Annotated in this window: 24 protein-coding genes, 1 tRNA gene and 1 pseudogene; 17 read left to right on the forward strand and 9 right to left on the reverse strand. The window is 55.2% G+C overall.

All coding sequences use genetic code 11. The features are described from left to right. Positions 1 to 13 precede the first annotated feature (13 nt). The 7 genes from NQ490_RS07995 (at position 14) to NQ490_RS08025 (ending at position 4,487) form a co-directional block, all read left to right on the forward strand. On the forward strand, positions 14 to 337 hold the full coding sequence (locus NQ490_RS07995) for a cyclic-di-AMP receptor (RefSeq protein ID WP_007047957.1): 324 nt from the start codon (positions 14 to 16) through the stop codon (positions 335 to 337). After that, a complete protein-coding gene (locus tag NQ490_RS08000) occupies positions 337 to 1,251 on the forward strand; it encodes a hypothetical protein (protein ID WP_259951049.1) in 915 nt (304 codons plus the stop codon). Before NQ490_RS07995 ends, NQ490_RS08000 begins: the two co-directional genes overlap by 1 nt. Positions 1,252 to 1,269: 18 nt before the next feature. Then, positions 1,270 to 2,109, forward strand: a complete 840-nt coding sequence (locus NQ490_RS08005) for a PSP1 domain-containing protein (RefSeq protein WP_007047955.1) — start codon at positions 1,270 to 1,272, stop codon at positions 2,107 to 2,109. A gap of 175 nt (positions 2,110 to 2,284) precedes the next feature. After that, positions 2,285 to 2,452: a DUF362 domain-containing protein gene (locus tag NQ490_RS08010; RefSeq protein ID WP_040918392.1), complete on the forward strand. Its 168-nt coding sequence runs from the start codon at positions 2,285 to 2,287 to the stop codon at positions 2,450 to 2,452. A 370-nt stretch (positions 2,453 to 2,822) separates the two neighbouring features. After that, positions 2,823 to 3,248: a DUF3842 family protein gene (locus NQ490_RS08015; RefSeq protein WP_007047953.1), complete on the forward strand. Its 426-nt coding sequence runs from the start codon at positions 2,823 to 2,825 to the stop codon at positions 3,246 to 3,248. Beyond that, a complete protein-coding gene (locus tag NQ490_RS08020) occupies positions 3,245 to 3,841 on the forward strand; it encodes a uridine kinase family protein (protein WP_007047952.1) in 597 nt (198 codons plus the stop codon). Before NQ490_RS08015 ends, NQ490_RS08020 begins: the two co-directional genes overlap by 4 nt. A gap of 94 nt (positions 3,842 to 3,935) precedes the next feature. After that, positions 3,936 to 4,487 (forward strand): ECF transporter S component, encoded by a 552-nt coding sequence (locus NQ490_RS08025; RefSeq protein ID WP_007047951.1) that lies wholly within the window; start codon positions 3,936 to 3,938, stop codon positions 4,485 to 4,487. 238 nt (positions 4,488 to 4,725) lie between these two features. Here NQ490_RS08025 and NQ490_RS08030 read toward each other — a convergent pair whose 3' ends face one another. After that, positions 4,726 to 5,907 carry an IS110 family RNA-guided transposase gene (locus tag NQ490_RS08030; RefSeq protein WP_040917863.1) on the reverse strand — a complete coding sequence of 394 codons (1,182 nt, stop codon included), beginning with the start codon at positions 5,905 to 5,907 and terminating at the stop codon, positions 4,726 to 4,728. A gap of 251 nt (positions 5,908 to 6,158) precedes the next feature. Between NQ490_RS08030 and NQ490_RS08035 the strand changes: the two genes are divergently transcribed. The 3 genes from NQ490_RS08035 to NQ490_RS08045 all read left to right on the forward strand — a co-directional run bounded on the left by NQ490_RS08035 (position 6,159) and on the right by NQ490_RS08045 (position 7,665). Further along, positions 6,159 to 6,677 (forward strand): hypothetical protein, encoded by a 519-nt coding sequence (locus tag NQ490_RS08035; RefSeq protein WP_007047950.1) that lies wholly within the window; start codon positions 6,159 to 6,161, stop codon positions 6,675 to 6,677. Positions 6,678 to 6,936: 259 nt separating this feature from the next. After that, positions 6,937 to 7,028 (forward strand) — tRNA-Ser (locus NQ490_RS08040). Positions 7,029 to 7,104: 76 nt separating this feature from the next. Beyond that, entirely contained in the window at positions 7,105 to 7,665 is a 561-nt protein-coding gene (locus tag NQ490_RS08045; RefSeq protein WP_007047949.1) for a zeta toxin family protein, read from the forward strand. A gap of 12 nt (positions 7,666 to 7,677) precedes the next feature. Here NQ490_RS08045 and NQ490_RS08050 read toward each other — a convergent pair. Then, a pseudogene (locus NQ490_RS08050) lies at positions 7,678 to 7,869 on the reverse strand (tyrosine-type recombinase/integrase); the annotation flags it as partial. Between the two features lie 301 nt (positions 7,870 to 8,170). On the opposite strand from NQ490_RS08050, the gene NQ490_RS08055 reads away from it, so the two are divergent. Beyond that, a complete protein-coding gene (locus tag NQ490_RS08055) occupies positions 8,171 to 8,992 on the forward strand; it encodes a ParA family protein (RefSeq protein WP_040918390.1) in 822 nt (273 codons plus the stop codon). Next, on the forward strand, positions 8,949 to 9,836 hold the full coding sequence (locus NQ490_RS08060; RefSeq protein WP_050764734.1) for a ParB/RepB/Spo0J family partition protein: 888 nt from the start codon (positions 8,949 to 8,951) through the stop codon (positions 9,834 to 9,836). The genes NQ490_RS08055 and NQ490_RS08060 overlap by 44 nt, the downstream gene beginning before the upstream one ends. A gap of 178 nt (positions 9,837 to 10,014) precedes the next feature. Here the strand turns inward: NQ490_RS08060 and NQ490_RS08065 are convergent, their stop codons facing one another. The 4 genes from NQ490_RS08065 to NQ490_RS08080 form a co-directional block, all read right to left on the reverse strand. Next, positions 10,015 to 11,370: a relaxase/mobilization nuclease domain-containing protein gene (locus NQ490_RS08065; protein WP_007047945.1), complete on the reverse strand. Its 1,356-nt coding sequence runs from the start codon at positions 11,368 to 11,370 to the stop codon at positions 10,015 to 10,017. A gap of 27 nt (positions 11,371 to 11,397) precedes the next feature. Next, the gene (locus NQ490_RS08070; RefSeq protein WP_007047944.1) at positions 11,398 to 11,667 is read right to left on the reverse strand and encodes a plasmid mobilization protein; all 270 of its coding nucleotides are present in this window, start codon (positions 11,665 to 11,667) and stop codon (positions 11,398 to 11,400) included. Further along, complete coding sequence (locus NQ490_RS08075) at positions 11,664 to 12,878, reverse strand: AAA family ATPase (protein ID WP_050764733.1); 1,215 nt, start codon at positions 12,876 to 12,878, stop codon at positions 11,664 to 11,666. Before NQ490_RS08075 ends, NQ490_RS08070 begins: the two co-directional genes overlap by 4 nt. 269 nt (positions 12,879 to 13,147) lie before the next feature. Next, positions 13,148 to 13,420, reverse strand: coding sequence for a helix-turn-helix domain-containing protein (locus NQ490_RS08080; RefSeq protein WP_050764732.1), 273 nt, complete (start codon positions 13,418 to 13,420; stop codon positions 13,148 to 13,150). 232 nt (positions 13,421 to 13,652) lie between these two features. Here NQ490_RS08080 and NQ490_RS08085 point away from each other — a divergent pair, with 232 nt between their 5' ends. Beyond that, positions 13,653 to 14,234, forward strand: a complete 582-nt coding sequence (locus tag NQ490_RS08085) for a helix-turn-helix domain-containing protein (protein ID WP_040918389.1) — start codon at positions 13,653 to 13,655, stop codon at positions 14,232 to 14,234. A gap of 67 nt (positions 14,235 to 14,301) precedes the next feature. On the opposite strand, the gene NQ490_RS08090 is transcribed toward NQ490_RS08085, so the two are convergent. Further along, positions 14,302 to 14,613 (reverse strand): helix-turn-helix domain-containing protein, encoded by a 312-nt coding sequence (locus NQ490_RS08090; protein ID WP_007047939.1) that lies wholly within the window; start codon positions 14,611 to 14,613, stop codon positions 14,302 to 14,304. 131 nt (positions 14,614 to 14,744) lie between these two features. Between NQ490_RS08090 and NQ490_RS08095 the strand changes: the two genes are divergently transcribed. The 4 genes from NQ490_RS08095 (at position 14,745) to NQ490_RS08110 (ending at position 17,222) form a co-directional block, all read left to right on the forward strand. Continuing rightward, positions 14,745 to 15,251, forward strand: a complete 507-nt coding sequence (locus NQ490_RS08095) for an SLOG family protein (RefSeq protein WP_007047938.1) — start codon at positions 14,745 to 14,747, stop codon at positions 15,249 to 15,251. Positions 15,252 to 15,312: 61 nt separating this feature from the next. After that, complete coding sequence (locus tag NQ490_RS08100; RefSeq protein ID WP_007047937.1) at positions 15,313 to 15,666, forward strand: type II toxin-antitoxin system RelE/ParE family toxin; 354 nt, start codon at positions 15,313 to 15,315, stop codon at positions 15,664 to 15,666. Positions 15,667 to 15,943: 277 nt separating this feature from the next. Next, positions 15,944 to 16,216: a helix-turn-helix domain-containing protein gene (locus NQ490_RS08105; RefSeq protein ID WP_007047935.1), complete on the forward strand. Its 273-nt coding sequence runs from the start codon at positions 15,944 to 15,946 to the stop codon at positions 16,214 to 16,216. A 433-nt stretch (positions 16,217 to 16,649) separates the two neighbouring features. Beyond that, the gene (locus NQ490_RS08110) at positions 16,650 to 17,222 is read left to right on the forward strand and encodes a hypothetical protein (protein ID WP_007047934.1); all 573 of its coding nucleotides are present in this window, start codon (positions 16,650 to 16,652) and stop codon (positions 17,220 to 17,222) included. 330 nt (positions 17,223 to 17,552) lie between these two features. On the opposite strand, the gene NQ490_RS08115 is transcribed toward NQ490_RS08110, so the two are convergent. After that, on the reverse strand, positions 17,553 to 18,284 hold the full coding sequence (locus NQ490_RS08115; protein ID WP_007047933.1) for a M48 family metallopeptidase: 732 nt from the start codon (positions 18,282 to 18,284) through the stop codon (positions 17,553 to 17,555). A 5-nt stretch (positions 18,285 to 18,289) separates the two neighbouring features. Continuing rightward, positions 18,290 to 21,379 carry a type I restriction endonuclease subunit R gene (locus NQ490_RS08120; protein ID WP_259951058.1) on the reverse strand — a complete coding sequence of 1,030 codons (3,090 nt, stop codon included), beginning with the start codon at positions 21,377 to 21,379 and terminating at the stop codon, positions 18,290 to 18,292. Positions 21,380 to 21,395 lie beyond the last annotated feature (16 nt).

Below are 21,395 nucleotides of genomic sequence, written 5' to 3' on the forward strand. Positions count from 1 at the left end.
GGAGGTTTTTTGTATGAAACTCATCACCGCGATCGTCAATAAGGAAGATTCCCGCGCCGTCTGCAACGAACTGCTCAAACACAAGTTCTACGTCACCCGCCTGGCTACCACCGGCGGATTCCTCATGGCCGGCAACATGACCCTGCTCATCTGCACCGAGGATGAAAAGGTGGATGAGTGCATCGGCATCATCTCCCAGTTCTGCAAGCAGCGCACCGAGATCGTCCCCGGCACCGCCACCCTGGGCCTGGGCATCGAGAGCGCCATGCCCATGGAAGTCACCGTGGGCGGCGCCACCGTCATCGTCACCAACGTGGAGCGGTTCGAAAAGCTGTGATGCTGGACCGTCTGGCCGGCAATACCGCCCTCAAAGCCGAGCTGGGCGCCGCGCTGCGCACCGGCCGGCTGCCGCATGCCGTGCTGCTCATCGGTGAGGCGGGCTGCGGCGCCGGGTTCGCCGCCCGGTGTCTGGCCGCCGACTACCTCTACCCCCAGGGCGGCCCCCACGCCGAGGCCGTCCTCAAACAGGAGGACACCGAGTGCCTCGTCCTGCAGGGGGAGGGCGCCAGCGGCCAGATCCCCGTCAAGCGGGTGCGGGAAATGCGGGAGGCCATCCAGCATTCCGCCCTCTCCACCGACGCGGCGGGCCGCGTGCTCTTCATCTACGGCGCCCAGAACCTCAACGGGTCCTCCGCCAACGCCATGCTGAAGATCATCGAGGAACCCCCCGAGGGGGTCCTCTTCCTGCTCACCGCCACCAGCGCCGCTACCGTGCTGCCCACCATCCGCAGCCGCTGCGCCGCCTACACCATCGCCCCGGTGCCCGCCGCCGAGTGCGCCGCCCTGCTGCGGGACCGCGGCATGCCCGCCCCCCTGGCCGACGAGCTGGCCTTCGTCTACGAGGGACACATCGGCACCGCCCTGCGGGCCTGGCGGGAGGCCGACGCCCGCACCGCCCTGGCCCAGGCCAAGGAACTGTGCGGCTATGCGGCCCAGAACGATACCTACCGCGCCCTGGCCCTGGTGACGAAATACGAGCGCGACCGGGAAGGATTCCTGGCGCTCTTGTGGCAGCTGGACCAGCTGTGCAGCGCCGTGCTGCGCCGCCCGGAATACGGTGCCTCCTGCGGCGGCATACGCCCCCAGGCCGCCGCCGACATCCTGCGCGCCGGCGCCGAGACCCGCCGCGCCGTCACCGCCAACGGCAATCTGCGGCTGGCGGTGGCGCTGCTGGCCGCCCGCATCGCCTAACAACAAAGGACTATGCCAATGAAAGTGATTTCCGTAAAATTCAAAGAGAACGGCCGGGCCTACTACTTTGATCCCGGCGAATTTCAGGTGAAGGAAGGGGACTTCGTCATCGTCACCACCGCCCGCGGCACCGAGTGCGGCGAGGTGGTCCGCGGCCCCCACGAGGTGCCGGGCTTCTCCCGGGAGGTCAAACCGGTGATCCGGGTGGCCGACGCCGTGGATGTGCGCCGCATGCGCCAGAACCGCGCCGACGTGCAGCGGGCGTTCCAGATCTGCGAACAGCGCATCGCCGCCCACGACCTCAAGATGAAACTGGTGGACGCCGAATATACCCTGGACCGCAGCAAGCTGGTCTTTTACTTCACCGCCGACAACCGGGTGGATTTCCGGGAGCTGGTCAAGGACCTGGCCGCCCAGTTCCACACCCGCATCGAACTGCGCCAGATCGGCGTGCGGGACGAAAGCAAGATGCTGGGCGGGCTGGGCCTGTGCGGTCAGCCTTTCTGCTGCAGCCGCTTTCTGAAGAATTTCCAGCCCGTCTCCATCAAGATGGCCAAGGAACAGGGCCTCAGCCTCAACCCCGCCAAGATCAGCGGCGCCTGCGGCCGCCTCATGTGCTGCCTGGCCTACGAACAGAAGAGCTATGAGTACCTCAATTCCATCACCCCCACCCCGGGCAGCATCGTCCGCACCCCCGACGGCGAGGGCACCGTCCTGGAAGTCAACGTGGTGGCCGGAACGCTGAAGGTCCGCTCCAATGTGGAGATCCTCGCACCCCGCGTCTACAAGCGGGAAGAATGCGTCTATCTGCGGGGCGGCAAGCGCGTCCCCAAGGCTCCCGACCCTGAACAGGACTGAGCATTTTCCCCTTTTTTGGAGAAATTTTTCAGACCGCAGCCCTTGCGAATTTTTATGCAATGTGTTACACTATCTGTAACGCGGCGGGGCTTGTACCCGCCGTGGCACCATACCGGGAAGCAGCCGTGCAGGGCCGGTACGGGACATCAATCAGCACGGAGATAAGGAGTTCACGATGGCTCATACCGTTTCCAGCGAGTGCGTTGCTTGCGGTGCATGTGTTGACACCTGCCCCGTCGGTGCGATCAGCATGGAGGACAAGGCGGTGGTCGATGCTGGTTCCTGCATCGATTGCGGCGCTTGCGAGGGCGTTTGCCCCACCGGTGCAATCCAGGCTGAATAAGCAATATTGCACACTCTGCGCGGCCTGACAAGGGCCGCGCTTTTTCTTTGTTTTGTCCCTTCTTTGCTTTTGTTCCTTCTTTGTTTTGTTCCTTCTTTGCAAAGAAGGAACCGAAGAAACTCCCACCGGAATACGGGGACAGGGGAGGCGGGGACGCGGAAACCACGGGTATTGTGCTGGTCCGGGGAAGAACCCATCCCCGGGGAAAATATTGAAATTTCTTTGCTTCTTTCTTTCTAAAGAGAAAGATGGCGGGGACGCGGAATCCACGGGTATTGTGCTGATCCGGGGGAGAACCCATCCCCGGGGAAAATATTGAAATTTCTTTGCTTCTTTCTTTCTAAAGAAAGAAGAGAAAAGGAGATAGAGGATGAATTCCAAGAGAATCGTACTGGTCCTGGACGGGCAGGGGGGCGGCATGGGCACCCAGCTCATCAAGATGCTGGCGCCCGTGCTGCCCGCCGACTGTGACCTGCTGGCCGTGGGCACCAACGTGCTGGCCACCAACGCCATGCTCAAAGCCGGCGCCCGCCGCGGCGCCACCGGCGAAAACGCCGTGGTGTACAACGCCTCCCGGGCGGACCTCATCCTGGGTCCCATCGGGATGATCCTGGCCAACGGCATCATGGGCGAGGTATCGCCCCGGATGGCGTCGGCGGTCTCGGGGTCGGAGGCCGAAAAGATCCTCGTCCCGTCCTCCCACTGCGGCGTCCAGATCGCCGGTACCCAGGACTGCCGCCTGGAAGAATACCTGCAAAGCGCCGTGACCCTGGCCCTGCGGGCCCTGGAATCATGAGCGCCGCCCTCTTCGCCGCGGCCGCCCCCGTGCTGGCCGCCGCCCGGACCCTGCAGTCCTCCGACCGGCCCGCCCTGCTGGCCATCGACGGCCGCTGCGGCAGCGGCAAATCCACCCTGGCTGCTTTTCTGGGCCGGGAACTGGGCTGCACCGTCCTCCATATGGACGACTTCTACCTGCCTCCCGCCCGCCGCCGCCCCGACTGGATGGACCACCCCGGCGCCAATATGGACTTCGCCCGCCTGCGCCAGGAAGTGCTGGACCCGCTGCTGGCCGGCCGTACGGCGCAGTACCGGCCCTACGTCTGCCGCCTGGGCGCTCTGCAGGAAACCGCCGCCATCCTTCCGCCCCGGCCCCTCACCATCCTGGAAGGCAGCTACGCCCTCCATCCCCACCTGAACGTCCCCTTCGCCTGCCGGGTGTTCCTCACCTGCACGCCGGACTGCCAGCGCCAACGTCTGCAATCCCGGGAAGGCGCCCACTTCGCCGACTTCCAGAAACGCTGGATCCCCCTGGAAGAAGGATACTTGGCCGCCTGTCACCCCGAAAAAAACTGCGATTTTGTGCTGGACACCACCGCCATGACGGTGTAAAATAAAAAAAGGTTCCTTTGAGAAAAGCCAGGAAGGCATCGGCTGCCCAGAAGGGCGGCGCCGGAACACTTTTTGATAAGGAGAGATCCCCTCTATGAATACCCACGCAAAAACCCACAAATTGGTGCTGTCGGCTCTGTTCCTTGCCCTCTGCCTCGTGCTGCCCATCGTCACCGGCGGCATCCCGGCCATCGGCAACATGCTCCTGCCCATGCACATCCCCGTGCTGTTCTGCGGCCTCATCTGCGGCTGGCAGTACGGCCTCGTCGTAGGCTTCGTCGCCCCCCTGCTGCGCTCGGTACTCTTCGGCATGCCCCCCATGTACCCCGTCGCCCTGGCCATGGCCTTTGAACTGGCTGCCTACGGCCTCATCATCGGCCTGGTCTACGCCCTCATCCACAAGCGCGGCCTCGCAGCCCTCTACGCCAGCCTGCTGGCGGCTATGGTCGGCGGCCGCCTCGTCTGGGGCCTGGCCGAAGTCGTCCTGCTGGGTATGGCCGGCAACGCCTTCACCCTGCAGGCCTTCCTGTCCGGCGCGCTGCTCACCGCCGTGCCCGGCATCATCCTCCAGCTGGTGCTCATCCCCGCCGTCATGGTCGGCCTCGACCGTACCGGCGTCGTCCGCTTCCAGCACGCCGAAGGGTAAGGAAAACCCTGACCAATTTCCACAACAGCCGCGCAGGAAGCGCGGCATTTTTTGTGGGCGCCAGACTTGTTATTTCCGCTACCAATGTGGTATACTGTAATCAAATTGTCACCAACGAAAGATTAACTATTAAAAGTCAACCCCAAAAATGAATGGTGGTGGTGAAAAGAGATAGTTCAAGAAAGGTATAGCAAAGCAGAGGTCCGTAGGGACCCCGGCGTAGGCTAACAAGATGGAATTAGGCCGCCAAGCTGCAATAAGGCTGTCTGGATCTTTCCAGGGCAAACAGCAGACGAACTAACTTTTTGGTGGCATGAGAAAGTGCGACATTGTAGTGTTTGCCTTCATCTCTTTTCTTAGCAAGGTAAGCAGCAAAGGTTGGGTCCCAGTGACATACATACTTGGCTGCGTTGTAAAGAGCGTAGCGTAAGTATCGAGAGCCACGCTTCTCCATGTGGGGATAGCAATTTTTGAGCTGCCCGGACTGGTAAGTAGAAGGCGACATTCCGGCGTAGGCCAATAATTTGTCCGGTGACTCAAACCGAGAGAAGTCGCCGATTTCAGCAAGAATCATGGCAGCCATACGAAAGCCCATGCCAGGGATAGTTGTAATGGGAGACTGTATCTTGTCCATCATTGTCTCAATTTCAGCCTCGATTTCAGCGATCTCAGCATCCAATTCACGGATAAGCCGGATGGTATGTTGCAATTCCAGGGATTTGGCAGGCATACAGGACCCAACAGAATTCTGAGCAGCGCTCCGGATAGTAACAGCCATATCCCGACCGTAGCGACCTTTGGAGGCGTTCCCCAAAAGGGTTTTGAGCCTTGTCAGGTGTGCCTTGGCAATCTGTTTGGAACCTGGAAACTCTTCCAGCAGAGCGTAGACAGTCGCCAAATGGAGAGAGGACACCAGCTTCTCCAGTTCAGGGAAGAGAATGCAAACCAGTCTGGAAATTGAGCTTTTCAGCTTTGCTCGTTCTTTCACCTTGTCAAAACGGTATCTGGTGAGTGACTTTAGTTCCTCGTTGTGATATGCTGTATTCGTGTAGGGTTTGAGGCCCACATCGGATAACAGCATAGCAGCAATGGTTCGAGCATCTACACGGTCGGTCTTGGTCTTTCGCAGGCTGAGACTTTTCCGGTAGAGATTCGTGCGTAAGGGATTCAAGACATAGGTGGCCAGACCGTTGTCCAGAAGAAACCCAAGAATGTTGTAGCTGTAATGCCCGGTTGCCTCAAGCCCTACTTTTATTTTGTCCTGCGGTGTAGTACAAGCTCGAATTTTTTCCAGTAGAGCATAAAAACCGTCCATGTTGTTAGGGATAGTAAAAACATCCGCCAGGACTTCACCCTCTGAGCTTACAATGAAGCAATCATGCTTGTTTTTTGAGACATCAATGCCAACAGAAACTACCATAACAAATACCTCCAGAGAAAATATGTGATGCTGCATCCACAGTACACCTTACTTTTGTAGCCTTGTTCCACATAAACCGTCTGGCGGTATTTAACTGATTAACAAAATTGTAAGGGGCTGTGGTTGGAACCTTTCGTGAACCATCTTGTGGTAGGAGCCGCCAACCAATCCACAGCATCCCTTACAGTGTAGCACAGCCCTTGGAGAGGGGCTCTAATAACTACTACTCTATAATACAAGGAGGCGCCCGTATGGGCCTGATCTCTGCCATTCAGAACAAGACCGAACAAGCCCGCGCCCGCGAGCGCATCCGCCCCCTGCTGGAAAGCCGCATGATGCGGGATATCCTGCTGGAGATCGGCCAGCGCGGCACCGAAAAACTGGACCCCCAGAGCGTGCCCCTGGCCCAGCGCCCCCGCGCCGCCAAGCTGGCCGCCGAATGCGGCACCGCCGGGCTGCACCAGAGCGTCATCCGGGAAGTGGTGCTGGATGAGGCGGGCATCACCCTCTACGCCGGCAACGACGAGATCCCCTTCCTCTACGGCGACTACAACTACGAGAATATCGAGGACACCGACTGTCTGCCCGCCGTGGCCCAGTACCTGGTCCAGCGGCTGCGCGGCTACTACAACATCAGCCGCACCTTCTACACCGTGCCCAAACACAACGGCCGCACCGTCGTGGAAAAGACCAAGCAGGTCTTCATCCGCCGCCACCACGAAGATACCCCCTTCAACCCCCAGCCCACCCAGAAACAGCGGCTGTTCTGAGGGGCAAACGTTGACAGTGGGCCGTGTATTTGCTATAATGAACTGTACGCCGTGCGAAACGGCGAAGATGGAGCATTACTCAAGAGGTCGAAGAGGTCGCACTCGAAAGTTTGCAGCCCGCTGGCCGATTCGTCCGCCGCGAATGGCGTGACGGCGGGATTTTCCCGGGGTATGCATCCGGTTATTATCCGCTTATCTTGCATCGAAATCTTGCATTTTTCCGAAAGGGTTGCAAGGCGGTGCTGGAAAAATTAAATATGGAGATGTACTCAAGAGGTCGTAAGAGGGAGCACTCGAAATGCTTTAGGTCTCGAGAGAGGCGCGTGGGTTCGACTCCCACCATCTCCGCCAAATCCCTCAGGAATCTTCCTGAGGGTATTTTTGTATTTTCACGGCAAGAACCCCTTGCCGTTTGGGAGGAAGCGCTATGCCGACATTTACCATCGTGGGCGGGGTCAACGGGGCAGGCAAGAGCAGCCTGTCCGGTGTGCTGAAGGATTGTTTGGACGACTTGGGCGTTATCGTGGACCCCGACAGACTGACCGCCCAGCACGGCGGCGATGAGTATGCCGGGGGTCAGGCTGCCGTTGCCAAACTGCAGGACTGCCTTGCCCAGGGCATTGACTTCACCGAGGAAAGCACCCTTTCGGGCAGCTTCTCCCGCAAAATGGCCCGCGCGGCCCGGGACAAGGGCTACACCGTACGACTGTACTATGTGGGCCTGGATACTGCCGAGGAATCGGTCCGGCGGATCGCCAACCGGGTGGCCCGCGGCGGCCACGACATCCCGACCCAGGACGTGGAGCGCCGGTTTGCCCGGCGTTTCCGGGACCTGGGCAAGCTGCTGCCGTTGTGCAACGAGGCAACCTTCTATGACAACGACAACGGCTTCCGGGTGGTGGCTTTCTACCGCAACGGGGAACTGCTGCCCGCCACCGATACGCCGCCCGTCTGGCTCACCGACCTGCGTCGGGAGCTCGCGCTCTGAACCAATGTAGGATTACCACCGGTTTTCCGGCAGCTCCTCCGGCAGCGGCAGCGCCCGTTCCATCGTGGTGGCGCTCAGCTGTTTTGACTGAGAATCCAGGTGGGCGTAGATGTTGGCCGTGGTAGAGATGTCGCTGTGGCCCAGCCATTCCTGGATCTGCTTCATGGGCACGCCCTGCTTGAGCAGCAGGCTGGCGCAGGAGTGCCCTTACGGTATAATTACGACAAACCGGAAAAGCCCCGTAGAATCAAGGGTTTTGAGGTTTTCAGTCTGGTTTTTCATCCTTTTCCAAACCGAAAAATCACGCTGAAATAAGTCGAATTATAGGGGGTGTTTCATTAACGACAAATGAATAGCAGAAAGGAACTCAAAGCCTTTTGATTTCAAGCACAGTAGAATATTGGATTTAGGCTAAGCCGTCACTTGTTTCAAGTGGCGGCTTTTGTCATTTCCAGGACTGCTGTGCAGGCACATGACAACACCAATCAGAAATGAGGTGAAGTCATTGAACACGCAAATCATCGCCATCGCCAACCAGAAAGGCGGCGTTGGCAAGACAACCACCTGCGCGAACTTGGGGATCGGGTTGGCGCAGGCCGGGAAGAAAGTGCTGCTGATCGACGGGGACCCGCAAGGGAGCCTGACCATCAGCCTGGGCCATCCCCAGCCGGACAAGCTGCCCTTTACCCTGTCCGACGCAATGGGCCATATCCTGATGGACGAGCTGCTACGCCCCGGCGAAGGTATCCTGCACCACCCGGAGGGCGTTGACCTGATGCCCGCCGACATCCAGCTCTCCGGCATGGAGGTCTCTCTGGTGAACGCCATGAGCCGTGAGACCATCCTGCGGCAGTATCTGGACACGCTCAAGGGACAGTATTCCCATATCCTGATTGACTGCCAGCCTTCTCTGGGTATGCTCACGGTCAATGCCCTGGCAGCCGCCAACAGGGTCATAATCCCCGTCCAGGCCGAGTACCTGCCCGCCAAGGGCCTGGAACAGCTGCTCCAGACCGTAAACAAGGTGAAGCGGCAGATCAATCCCAAGCTCCAGATCGACGGCATATTGCTGACGATGGTGGATAACCGCACCAACTTTGCCAAGGAGATTGCCGCCCTGCTGCGGGAGACCTACGGCAGCAAAATCAAGGTATTCGGCACCGAGATTCCCCATTCTGTCCGGGCAAAGGAAATCAGCGCCGAGGGCAAGAGCATTTTCGCCCATGACCCCAATGGCAAGGTGGCCGAGGGGTACAAAAATCTGACCCAGGAGGTGATAAAACTTGAAAAGCAGCGCGAAAAAAGTAGAGCTGGCTCCATACGATGACTTGTTTTCCACCGAGGAAAGCCGCCAGGATGCCAAGCTGGAAAAAGTACGGGAAATCCCGCTGTCTGAGCTGCATCCTTTCAAGAACCACCCCTTCAAAGTCAAGGATGACGAGGCCATGATGGAGACCGCCGACAGCGTTCGGCAGTATGGTATTCTGGTTCCGGCGATTGCCCGCCCGGACCCGGAGGGCGGCTATGAGCTGGTTGCCGGTCACAGGCGGCACCGGGCCAGTGAGCTGGCCGAGAAAGAAACCATGCCGGTCATTGTCCGGGACCTGGACGATGATGCCGCCACCATCATCATGGTGGACAGCAACTTGCAGAGGGAAAGCCTGCTTCCCAGCGAGAGGGCCTTTGCTTACAAGATGAAGCTGGAGGCCATGAAGCACCAGGGGGAACGGTCCGATTTAACTTGTGCCCAAGTTGGGCACAAGTCAGATGGAAAGAAGTCGCGGGATATTTTGGCCGAGCAAGTTGGTCAGAGCCGAAATCAAATTCAACGCTATATTCGCCTGACGGAGCTGATCCCTGAACTGCTGGATATGGTGGATGAAAAGAAAATCGCGCTCAATCCGGCCTACGAGCTGTCTTTCCTCAAAAAAGAGGAACAGCGGGACTTGCTGGACGCGATGGACAGCGAACAGGCTACCCCCTCTCTTTCCCAGGCCCAGCGGCTCAAGAAATACAGTCAGGAGGGGCATTTGACCCTCGATATGATGCGCATCATCATGGGCGAGGAAAAGAAAAGCGATCTCGACAAAGTGACCCTTTCTGCCGACATCCTGCGGAAGTATTTTCCCAAGAGCTACACACCCCAGCGGATGCAGGAGACCATACCATAGGCATTTCTCCTTTCACACTCGTTTGTACGGTTTTCCGGGTCCGACACAACAATACCCGGAATCCCTGACAAAAGCTAGTCACAAATCTACACAAGGATACGCCCTTGTTTTGGGTACAAATCTACCAAAGCGCCCGCGCCGGGAACTTCCCGGCGCGGGCTTTTGGTATGGTTGTGGTTCAGCGCTCCAGATCGCGGCGGCGCTTGCGGTGGTGGGCTTTTTCCTCGGCCCGCTGGCGGGCCTGTTCCGCCAACACCTTGCGGCAGGCGGTGGTGGCTCGTACCCTTCGGAGAATCCTGTCACAGACTTCATCCTCGTGCCGCAGCGCCTTGATCTGGCGGGTCAGTCCGGCCCGGCGCTCGGCGGTGCCGGGCGGCGGGGCCTTGTGCCGCAGCAGCCGGGCACAGTCGGCACGCTCCTTGCAGAGAGCGTCGATCTGCGCCGCCAGTTCCCGGCGGCGGGCCTCCACCTCGTCGGTGGTGTGGAAATCCCGGTCAAAGCAGAGGCGCATCTCCTCCAGCGTGCGTTCCACGTTGCGCCAGATCGCTTCGATCTCCGGCCAGTTGATGGACGCCCGGGGATTCGGCTTGGCCTGTACCTTGTACCGGAAGTAGAGATACTGCCGGCCCAGGTGGGGCTTTCCAAAGAGTTCGTCCAGCAGCCCCTTGTACCGCACCTTGGCCCAGGAACGGCAGACTGGACGCCCGGGACGGTCATACCCGCCGAACAGGCTGTAATAGTGAGGGCCGAACTGGTAGTAGTGGGCGTCCAGCACCCGGGCCAGTGCGGGCCAGTCGAACTCCGGGCCCAGGCGATGCACCCGCACCGGGCGGCCGCCGTCCACCGAGCGAAGCGTGGCGTACTTGCGGCCCTCCTCCCGCCGCCACAGGTAGCCCATCCGACGCAGGGCCAGGGCAAAGTCCTCCTCGGTGCTGGTCTGCTGGAGGGCGGAGCGCAGTGCCTCCCGCATCCGGTTGTACCGGGTGGGTTCGCCCCGGCGTTCCGCTTCGTAGAGGGGACGCGGTGCGCTTTTGCCTTGGGGCTGTACCACCGACAATCCCTGTGCCCGGCAGAGGGCGTCGGAAGCGCGGCGCAGTTCCCGGTACTGGCTGCGGCGCTGCTCGTACTTTTTGCCATCCACATAAGACACCGCGTTGATGACAAAGTGGTTGTGCAGGCAGTGGGTGTTCATGTGGGTGGCCACCAGCACCTGGAAACGCCCGCCCCACACCTGCCGGGCCAGTTCTACCCCGATGGCGTGGCACTGTTCCGGGGTTACCTCGCCGGGCTGGAAACTCTGGTAGGCGTGCATCGCCACCACGCCCTCGGTCTTGCCGAACTTCCGCTGTACCGCCCGCATATCCACCCAGGCGGTCTCGGGGCGGCAATGAATGCCCGATACCAGCTTGGCGCTTTCCGGTAAGGTGGTCTTGGCGTCGTTCCCAGCGTAGTGCAGCGCCTGGGACAGGGCGCCGTATTCGGTTTTCTCGGGGTTGGCGGCGTAGTCCACCACCCGGCGCAGGTTGTCCCGCACCGGCCAGATCTTGGTGACGGCCAGGGATTACTCCTTCGGCAGCAGGGCATCCCGGATCTGGTCTGTGGCCGCCCGGCAGGGGAGCGCGTCCCCGGGCGGCAGACGGCCCGCCAGCGTGTCTAGTTCTTCCAGAGCGGAAAACAAAGACGCAGGCGGATGAAACTGCGGTGTGTACCCCAGTGCCCGCTGCCGGAGATATTCCGACAGCGTCAGACCGCAGCGCTGGGCGGCGGATGCCATCCGGCGCTTTTCAGCCGGTGTCACCCGCACGTTGATGCCCACGGTGCGGTTTCTCACGAGGCCGCCTCCCGTGAGATTGCGGGGCTCGGGGACGTCCCCGTAGGAGCGGCGGTGTCCGCCGCGGCGAAGGGTTGCCCGTCGGCAACACAAAGCCCATGCTCGCTACCGTGATGCGGCCCCGGTGACGGTGATGACGATGATGACGGTACGGGGGCCGCACCCTCTTCACCAGCCGGTACCGTACCAGACGGTAAAGGGGATCTGCCGGTATCATCGTCACTACCGTCATGACCGTCATTCCTGTCACAGGTGAAGCACAGCAGCCGGGTGTTGGAGGTGCGCCGGGACTGGTAGCGGATGCCCTGCGGGGTAAACACCGTGTAGAAGTGCTCCACCAGTTTGCGTGTGAACTGGTTGGGCTGTACCCCGGTGATAGCCGCGGCGGTCAGCAGTTCGGTGGCGGTGCCCGTCCAGCTGCCGGCGCGCCGGATAAAGTCCGCCGCCCGCCACAGGTAGTCCGGAACGGCCTTCCGGACCTGCTCCTCGGCGGTTTCCTCCTCCAACAACTGCCAGATACAATCCCGGGTCTGCAGGTGGAGGGTGCAGCTGTCCATGTCACGGCCCGTCACCAGCAGACGGGCCGTGTCGCTCATCCGCTGACGCTGCAGCAGCCAGATGGTGTCGGCGGCACCCATCAGGCCGTTGGACCCGGAAATCTGCTGGAACGGGTCGGACGCGCCCTGTTTGCGCAGATGATGCACCAGCAGCAACCCGATGCCGCGGCGATCCGCCAGGGATTTCAGCGCGCTCATATCCTGGTAATCGCTGGCGTAAGCACCGTTGTTCGGGTCGGCGGCGCGGACCTTCTGCAAGGTGTCGATGACCACCAGACCAGTTTCGGGGTGCTGGGACAGGAATTTCTCGATCTGGAGTTCCAGCCCGTCCCCGATGGCGCAGCTTCCGGTCTGGAAGTACAACCGGCTGGGAACGGAATCCTCGGTCAGGCGGAACAAACGCCCCTGGATGCGGGCGTAGGTGTCCTCCAGACAGAGGTACAGTACGGTCTGTGGCTGGGTGGTGCGGCCCCAGATCTCGCCGCCCCGGGCCAGCTGCAGGCAAAGCCACAGACACAGCCAACTTTTGCCTGCCTTGCTGGCACCGGCCAATAAGGAAAGCCCGGCGGGCAGCAGGCCGGGAATCAGCCACCGCACCGGCGGCAGCGGGGTGGAAAGTAGAGTTTCAGCGTCAATAGGTTCGTTTCTCTGCATGGCATACGCCTCCTTCTTGCTGGGCCACAGGCCGCCCAACGGGGTCCTGTGGCGCGACCTTTGCGACAATGCGGGTAACGGTGCCCGCCGCCCGGCGGCGCGCGACACGGCGCGGATTTGGGCGGAGGTACAGAGTGAATCTTAATAAGATTCACTTTTCCGGGAAAATCGCTTGCGTGAATCTTGTTAAGATACCTTTGGCCGCAATACAGCAGAAAGTGAATCATGCTATGATTCACTTTCCTGCGGCGGATTTCCAGTGAATCATGCTATGATTCACTTTGCAGGTCTTGCCCGGCAAAACCCGCCCCTTGTGCATTGGTTAGCAGATAGCGGATGACGTTGATTTTGGGAATCTTGTAGGCGTTGCCCAGTTTGAGGGCTCCGATTTCGCCTTCTCCCAGCAGATCATACGCCGCATGACGGCTGATGCCCAACATAGTTTGCAGTTGCCGAACCGTCACCACATCGGGATAGTCGGCAAACAGCAGGCCATAGCAGGCTTTCAGCTCTTTTTCCGGGATGAGGCGTTTCGCAGACATGCGACCCTCATAGAATGGAAATATACGAATTGGATAATCATAGGCAAATCTCCTTTCTGTAATTTTTTGCAATTTTGCCATTGCCAATTAATTCACTTATGAAGTAATAAAATACACTATACATTGCAAGTAGGCGAAATTCAATGGGCGGAGACAAAAGTTCAGATACTGTTTACAAACTTGGGACAAAACGGTACAATAAGAGAAAAGATGGACAAGAGAGGACATGAGTATGAAAGTCGGACAAAAGATCAGGCTCGTGCGGCGGCACCGGCACCTGACTCAAAGGGAGCTGGGAGACAGATTGGGCCTGGGCGAGGGTGGCGCAAATCGCGTTGCACAGTACGAAATGGGGTATCGCGTGCCCAAAGATGAACTTTTGCGGAAGATTGCGGATGTCCTGGATGTCCCGGTGGAGAATTTCTTCTTGAACGATGATTATATCCCTGATATTTTACGCATTATGTTTTGGTTCGACTGGGAACATCCCAATGTGTTTCGCCTGACAAATACTACTGAAAACACAGAAAGTCAACAATCTGAAAATGATAATATTGATGTAAAACTTAGCGGAAATGCTATTGTTAAGATGGTTCAGCAGGATATCCGGCCCGCTACCGTGCTGTGGTCGGATCAGTATGGCGTTGATGCCTACCTGCGGGAATGGTCCATTCGTAAGCAGGAACTTGCCACTCAGGAAATCACTCAGGAGGAATATTTGGAGTGGCTCCTGCAGTGGCCGGAATCATCAGACCTGGCTGGATTGCGAGAACCCAGACGGCAGTGGAGGAAGAGCGAAAAAGCGGAAGAATAAGAAGGAAAAAGAATAATTGCTCTAAAAGAAAGAGCGGCGAACGCAGGATTTGCGTTCGTCGCTCTTTTTATATGTCTTGGTGGTAGGATTTCGCAACTTGCAGTACAATGCGTTTCTGCTCCGGTGTTAAGGATACCCAGGTATCCAACAATTCCTTCACATCCGGTGTCATCTCAACCATGTCGCTTTCCGCAAAAAATTGGGAAAGTGTGATACCGAATGCCTTGCAAATAGCCTCTAATGTGGGAATCGTGGGCAGCGTGTTGCGTCGGTAAATATTGGAGATAGTGGATTCGTTCAGCCCGGATACCTGCGCAAGACGGTATTCCGACCATCCGCGTTCTTGCAATAGCTTACGAAGTCTTTCCAACACATCCATCCCGGTACCGCCTTTCTTAACAACAGTGTACCTGATTATATGGGTGGAAAATACCTGCAAGTTGTCGGGTAAATACCGTTATGTTAAACTGTATTTACCCGATAGATAGCGGGTAGAAAGGCGGCCAGGACATGAACTACACAGAAAACGAAATGCGGCGCTATAGATGCTGCTTCACAGGGCATCGGCCAGAAAAACTGGGAGTTACAGAAGAGAAGGTAAAGATGTTGCTGTCCTCTGCAGTGGATGATGCTATAGAAGGAGGAATTTCCACGTTTATTACCGGAATGGCACGTGGATTTGATTTATGGGCGGCAGAAATGGTACTGCAGAAAAAGGAAAGATATAAGCAAATACATTTGATTTGTGCGACGCCATTTCCAGGTTTTGAACGGAGCTGGCAAGAAAAGTGGCGCCTGCTATACTCTAAAATTGCGAGAGAAGCCGATCTCCGGGTGGCTATTAGTGACAGGTATTACAGGGGATGCTTTCAGAAACGAAATGAGTGGATGGTACGGCATTCAATGCTCGTGATCGCGGCTTATAATGGCCAGCCAGGGGGAACAAGAAACACCATGGACTTTGCTGAACGATGTGGCGTGGAGGTGAGAAACATTTTGGGGGAAAGCAACGGTTGACAGACGCATATCATATATGATATAATGTTCTTGCTTTCATGAGAAAGGGGGTCTGAAAAATATGGAAGTTGAGTTTTACAGTACACCGGCAGGTGATGAGGTCGTCGGAGAATTTTTATCGTCATTGCCGGACAAGGATTTGGCGAAGGCGCTTCGAGGAATCGAACTACTGAAACAGATGGGATTGGAACTTCGTGAACCAAATGTAAAGCACTTGGAAGGTCCAATCTGGGAACTGCGTATTAAATTCTCTACAAATGCCTATCGTATTCTGTATGTTGTCTGCGATGAAAATACGGTAGTATTGCTTCATGGCTTCATGAAGAAAACCCAAAAAACGCCGCGTACAGAAATTGAAATCGCGAAAAGTAGGTGGGCAGAGTTAGAAAAAAGAAGATCACAAAAGGATAGATGACAGGTTCCAACAAAAACACAGTCTAGAAAATGCTAGTATGACATCATAGTTGCTAATACAGACGACCTAATTGATACTGTTGATAAAACTCATGAAAATGCTGTTGCTGAAAATGCAATAGCATACATAAAACATGAAAATTACTATTGCTACACAAGCGATAGTTTATATAAAAGTACAGATGCATGACTTATATTATCAATAAATGAGTTAGTGCATAATAATGTCTGAGCGATAAAAACAATACTATTGCGAATGACTATGAGGTATATTTAAAATGAATTTCAATGATTACAAGGCCAAAATTTTTTCGGAGCGTCCGGATGTCAAGGAGGAGTATGAGGCTCTTGGCCCTCAGTATGAAATTATCTGCGCTGAAATTAAATGCCGTAAAGCACTTGGAATAACCCAGAAAGAATTGGCAGAGCGAATGGGAACGGCGCAAGCTAACATTTCTCGGTTTGAAAGTGGTAATTATAATCCCTCTTTGGCTTTTTTGCAGAAAATGGCGCAGAGTTTGGGAAAAACTTTAAAAATCTCTATGGAATAGGAAACAAGGAGCGAAAGCATCAGCTTTCGCTCCTTGTTTTAGCTGGGGCCTCTGGCGGTAGGATTTTTGTTCGGTATATAATAAATCACTTCGGCCCCACAATTGCGTGCCGATGTAATCATTTTATGTAGACAATAAATGTTGATATAAAAATTCCTATGCGAATGCTTCTTAGATGTTAACTACGAATAAAACCATGATATTATCAAGCGTTCTCTTGAAAAATAAAGATCCGTTTATAAGTTGGTAAGACTTTGACACCGGTTTCTCGTTCTTCACATAAGCTGTAAAATTCTGCTTTTATTACAAAAAATGAAGTACCAAACTATAAGAAGTTGAGTTTGTTGGCGAGGGAAAAACGGCATTTGGACGTTGCAACGAAGGACCGGCACGTTTATACTGTAAGTAAAAGAAAAACGAGGAGGCACCCCTCATGGCAGACGTGGAAAAACTTCGCAAGGTCAAACAGTGTATTGATAGCCTGGCGGAAGGACTGAACCCTTTTACCGGACAGCCTTTGCCAGCGGAAGATATTGTCAACGATGTGCGGGTGTCACGGAGCCTGTTTTTGGCATCCGCGTTTCTGCAGGAGCAGATGCAAGGAACAACGGCCAAGAAAACCGGTAAAAAGCAGGCTTTCCGGTTGAGTCTGGAGGAACGGGAACGAGTGGAGTTTTCTTCCCAACCCATTCCTGCCAGCGAGCTGGCCCGGCGGATGAACGATGCTGTTGGCGCACAGGACTGCAAGAAGATCAGCTATCGCCAGATCACCGATTGGCTGGTGGAAGTAGGGATGCTCAAGCTGGTGGAAAATACGACGGGTACTCAGCGCCGCCGTCCTACCGATAGCGGGGAAAAGTTGGGAATCTCGGTGGACAACCGGGTAGGACAATATGGCCCCTATCAGGTGGTTTTATATAGCGAGGATGCCCAGCATTTTATTGTGGATAATGTGGATGCCATTGTGGCCTTTACGGCAAGTAAAGAAAAAGGCACACAACGGTAAGTGTGAGGTGAGCAGAGAAAACGACACGTGAAAAGGTCGGCCTAGGTAAACAGATGAACATAGTGGATGCAGCGGCCAATCTAATAATTTGCTAATTATGATTATTAGAATCATGATTAGCAAGATGGTTTTTATGGTGCTTTTTCTCATGTCCCCAAAACAGACTTGGTAGTGTTTGCGGTGCCCCAAAATTCCCGGAAGCCAACTGTAGCTTATCAGTTACAAAAATCCCGATAAAAAATTTATAAACAAAAAGCGGAAGGTATGGACTGCCTTCCGCTTTTGTATAATTTGAACATTCTGAGTTTTCTTCTAATAGCACGGTGCCACTTAGAGCCACAAAACGCAATTCTTTTCAAGCTCAATTTTTCGCTCTTTCCAGTCCGGCATGAACATGGTAAGAAAGGCGTAGAACTGTTTGGAGTGATTGGGATGAACCAGGTGGCATAACTCATGAACAACCACATACTCAATACAGTTTCTGGGGGCTTCCAACAATTGCTTATTCAGTGTAATGATCTGCTTTTTGGGAAGGCAGGAACCCCAACGGGTTTCCATGGAACGGAAACGAAGCTGCGGTTTTGCCACACCATATTTTTGAAAAGGCGGATAGGCCTGATCTAAAACTTCACGAAAGGTCGCTTCACATTGACGGTCCAAGTATCGGGTAATCAACCGTTGCTTTTTGCTGAAGTCTGAGGTGTCTTTGACGTTCAGAAACAGATAAAAGCCATCCGTATATACGGTTTCTTTTGCGGCAGAAGCAACTTTCAGGCGCAAACCACGCCCCAGAAAATAGAAGGTTTCCCCGCTGACATACTGTTTGGGCTGGGGAGAATATCGAGCAATTTCAGCAAACTTATCCTGTGCGGCAAAGATATAGGAGGCTTTGCTCAGAATAAACGCATCAATCTCTGAAGTGGGAACATCGGAATTGGCAGAAAGAAATACACGGCCATCCTTGTGAATTCGCAGATTCAGATTTTTAACAGGCTTTTGTTCCAAAAGATAGGAAATCTCCCGGTTTTCACAGCGCACATGGCGCATCATCTCAGATGCCATCTTTGTTAAAACCTCCGCAGTGCGACTGTTTTTACGTTTTCAATGATCTTATCTATGGTATCAAAGGAGAGTTTCAAACCACGCTCCTTCTCGTAGTGGTAGAACAAGTCATCGATATCTTGGGAAATACGGTCGTGAATGGTTTTGTTGTTGGTCCAGTCAACCTGGCTGTGAGCTGCGACGATTTGGGTAATTGCAATGGACATTTCGGCAGCAAAATCAGACGAAACCTCTGCTTCTTGCGCTTCATCGAAGATGGCAGACAGGACGCCATAAAAAGCCTGGGCGTGTACATTGTTCTTGATGGACTCCGGGTAGGCGATGGTGCTTTTTCCGGCATGATAATCTTCCATGATGGCGCGCATCTTTGCCAGATACTCAGCTTCTGTAATAACCTTTTCTTTATATTGCTCCAACGCGGTTTTGATACGCTTGGAAAAACTGTCATAGTAGGCAGGGTTTTCCTGATATTTGGCGCTGATGCTTTTGGTCAGCTTGCTGGTAATGGCATCTGCTTTGGAACGGGCGGAGCCCAGACTTTCCAGTTCGCGCTCAAAATCATCCTTGTTCAAGATGTCAATGGGGCTGGTGATCTGCTTGAGACCGGCTACCGAAAGATGTGTATCCAGCAAGTTCTGCATTAAGGGTTCATATTCCCGGTTGTCGATGGCATCACAATAGCGGATTTTCACACTGCGGCGCACCTTGGAGAAAAAGGCAAAAGCAGATTGATAGCGTTTCAGCTCCGGTTTTGGAAGCGCTTCGTAGGCCTGCTCTGCATTTAATACCAAGTTAAGGGCGCGGCCAAAGGCGCACAGACGGTTGTAGAAGGTCTCGCGGCGTTTATCATCTGCCAGTGAAACTTCCACGGCTTCAGAATCCTGCGGATTCTCCAAGGAAGCAAATAGTTCCGTGAGTTGCGTGTAGGCCTCCCGCAGCGACCCGATGGACGACATGACATCCACCACGACACCTTTGAGATCGCCGCTGTCGAAGTTTTCAAGACCGGCACCGCTGTACAGATCCATAGCGGTATCCAGCTTTTCGATAAGACCACGATAATCCACGATCAAACCGTAGTCTTTTCCTTCACACAAACGGTTGGTGCGGGCAATGGCCTGTAATAGGCCGTGCTCCTTCAACTCCTTATCGATGTACAAAACCTGGCAGATAGGGGCGTCAAACCCTGTCAGCAATTTGCTGCAGACGATCAGAATGTCGATGTCACCGGCGCAGAACTGGTTCTTCATAGACTCTTCGTAGGTGTCGGCATCGCCATACCGATTCATCATCTTATTCCAGTAAGCCAGCACTTTGTCGTCGGTACCCTCATCTGCATCGTCGACGCTTTCCCGCATATCCGGCGGGGAAATCACAACAGCACAGTTCAAATCCCCGAATTGTTCAAAACATTCCAGATAACGCACAGCATCCCGCTTATAATTGGTGGCCAGCATGGCTTTGAAACCGGTGGCTTTGAATCCTTCGATGAAGTGATTGTTGATATCCAACGCGATGCGCTTGATACGGGCATTGGTGGAGGTAAGACGGCGGATGCTGCTCCATTTACGGGAAAGATCATCCCGCTGGGCTTCGGTGAGCCTCTTAGTAGTCTGTTGGAACCAAAGGTCGATGTTTTCCTCATCCACGTTCTGATCCACAAAACGGCCTTCATAGATCAGCGGAACAATCGCACCGTCGTCCACACCATCCTGAATGGTGTATTTGTGAATCAGCTTTCCAAATTTGGCCACGGTGTTTTTCTCTTTTTTCATGAGAGGCGTGCCGGTAAAACCGATGTAGCAGGCATTGGGGAAGACCGTGCGCATGCGAGTGGCCAGCAATCCATAGTTGGAACGATGACTTTCGTCCACCAGGAGAAAGACATCCCGGGACAGATTCTTGTGTTCCAGCTTTTCTGCCGTGTTGAACTTGTTGATAATGGTGGTGATCACATCGGCACGGCCATCCTGCAACAGGTCCACCAGATTGCGTCCGCTGGTGGCCCGAGCCGGATTCAGACGGGTGTGAGAGAAGGTGGCGGCAATCTGACGATCTAGCTCTTTGCGGTCAGTAACGATGATGACCCGGGGATGGCAGGCGGAAAGTTCCATCAGCAGATATTTGGCCAGCATGACCATCGTCAGGCTCTTGCCGCTGCCTTGCGTATGCCAGATGACGCCGCTTTGCCGGTTACCTTTTTCATCGGGTTTCTGGATAGTTTTGATAATCTCCTGGATGGCAAAATACTGCTGGTAGCGGCAGATTTTTTTCACGTTGGCATCAAACAGCACAAAGTAGCGGATCAGCTCCATCACACGGGCAGGGGTGAAAAGGGAAATCAGGTTGCGGTCCTGCTCGGTGGGAATGCGGTCATGGATATACCGGGCGAGGGCATCTTTCAGAAAGTCAGTATCCTGCTCTTTCCACACGGTCCAGAATTTTTTGGGTGTGCCTGCGGTGGCATATTTTACGCTGTTTTTGTTGGTGGCCAGTACAATCTGGGCAAACTTGTACAGCTGGGGAATGTATTCTTTCTGCTGGTTACGGATGTTCTGTTCCACAGCCTGCTCTACGCTGATCTGCGGTGCCTTGCACTCGATGACGGCAAAGGGAATGCCATTGATAAATAGAACCAGATCCGGCCGGGCGTTGTGCAGCTTATCACGGCTGTCAACGGCGAATTCTTCGGTTACATGGAACAGATTGTTTTCAGGATGCTCCCAGTCGATATACCGCAGGTTGAAGCTGAGAATTTTCCCTTCGCCCACGGTCTCTGGGTAGCTTTTGCCCAAAAGCAGCGCATCGTAGATCTTTTCACTGGCGCGCACCAGACCATCTGTGAGAGGTTCGTCCAGGTCGTCCATGGCACGTTCAATGTTGGCAGCGGAAAATTCATTTTCCGCACCGGCAAAGGCGTACCGGTTCAGACGGCGCAGCTGTCCGCGCAGAATGTCTTTCAGCAGCACATGATACCGGCTGCCGCGCTGCGCTTCGCAGTCCTGCGGCGAAATATAGGTATACCCCATGGACTGCAACAGATCGAGCGCAGGTTGCTGACTGATATTTTTTTCCAGGTAGACAGATTGGTCCATAGGGAACTCCTTTCGG

The organism is Subdoligranulum variabile, from assembly GCF_025152575.1.
Taxonomy (GTDB): Bacteria; Bacillota; Clostridia; order Oscillospirales; family Ruminococcaceae; genus Gemmiger; species Gemmiger variabilis.

Coding starts and splice junctions, on each gene's coding strand:
- NQ490_RS07995 (WP_007047957.1), top strand. CDS start 14: ATGAAACTCATCACCGCGATCGTCAATAAGGAAGATTCCCGCGCCGTC.
- NQ490_RS08000 (WP_259951049.1), top strand. CDS start 337: ATGCTGGACCGTCTGGCCGGCAATACCGCCCTCAAAGCCGAGCTGGGC.
- NQ490_RS08005 (WP_007047955.1), top strand. CDS start 1,270: ATGAAAGTGATTTCCGTAAAATTCAAAGAGAACGGCCGGGCCTACTAC.
- NQ490_RS08010 (WP_040918392.1), top strand. CDS start 2,285: ATGGCTCATACCGTTTCCAGCGAGTGCGTTGCTTGCGGTGCATGTGTT.
- NQ490_RS08015 (WP_007047953.1), top strand. CDS start 2,823: ATGAATTCCAAGAGAATCGTACTGGTCCTGGACGGGCAGGGGGGCGGC.
- NQ490_RS08020 (WP_007047952.1), top strand. CDS start 3,245: ATGAGCGCCGCCCTCTTCGCCGCGGCCGCCCCCGTGCTGGCCGCCGCC.
- NQ490_RS08025 (WP_007047951.1), top strand. CDS start 3,936: ATGAATACCCACGCAAAAACCCACAAATTGGTGCTGTCGGCTCTGTTC.
- NQ490_RS08030 (WP_040917863.1), bottom strand. CDS start 5,907: ATGGTAGTTTCTGTTGGCATTGATGTCTCAAAAAACAAGCATGATTGC.
- NQ490_RS08035 (WP_007047950.1), top strand. CDS start 6,159: ATGGGCCTGATCTCTGCCATTCAGAACAAGACCGAACAAGCCCGCGCC.
- NQ490_RS08045 (WP_007047949.1), top strand. CDS start 7,105: ATGCCGACATTTACCATCGTGGGCGGGGTCAACGGGGCAGGCAAGAGC.
- NQ490_RS08075 (WP_050764733.1), bottom strand. CDS start 12,878: ATGCAGAGAAACGAACCTATTGACGCTGAAACTCTACTTTCCACCCCG.
- NQ490_RS08080 (WP_050764732.1), bottom strand. CDS start 13,420: ATGTCTGCGAAACGCCTCATCCCGGAAAAAGAGCTGAAAGCCTGCTAT.
- NQ490_RS08085 (WP_040918389.1), top strand. CDS start 13,653: ATGAAAGTCGGACAAAAGATCAGGCTCGTGCGGCGGCACCGGCACCTG.
- NQ490_RS08090 (WP_007047939.1), bottom strand. CDS start 14,613: ATGGATGTGTTGGAAAGACTTCGTAAGCTATTGCAAGAACGCGGATGG.
- NQ490_RS08095 (WP_007047938.1), top strand. CDS start 14,745: ATGAACTACACAGAAAACGAAATGCGGCGCTATAGATGCTGCTTCACA.
- NQ490_RS08100 (WP_007047937.1), top strand. CDS start 15,313: ATGGAAGTTGAGTTTTACAGTACACCGGCAGGTGATGAGGTCGTCGGA.
- NQ490_RS08105 (WP_007047935.1), top strand. CDS start 15,944: ATGAATTTCAATGATTACAAGGCCAAAATTTTTTCGGAGCGTCCGGAT.
- NQ490_RS08110 (WP_007047934.1), top strand. CDS start 16,650: ATGGCAGACGTGGAAAAACTTCGCAAGGTCAAACAGTGTATTGATAGC.
- NQ490_RS08115 (WP_007047933.1), bottom strand. CDS start 18,284: ATGGCATCTGAGATGATGCGCCATGTGCGCTGTGAAAACCGGGAGATT.
- NQ490_RS08120 (WP_259951058.1), bottom strand. CDS start 21,379: ATGGACCAATCTGTCTACCTGGAAAAAAATATCAGTCAGCAACCTGCG.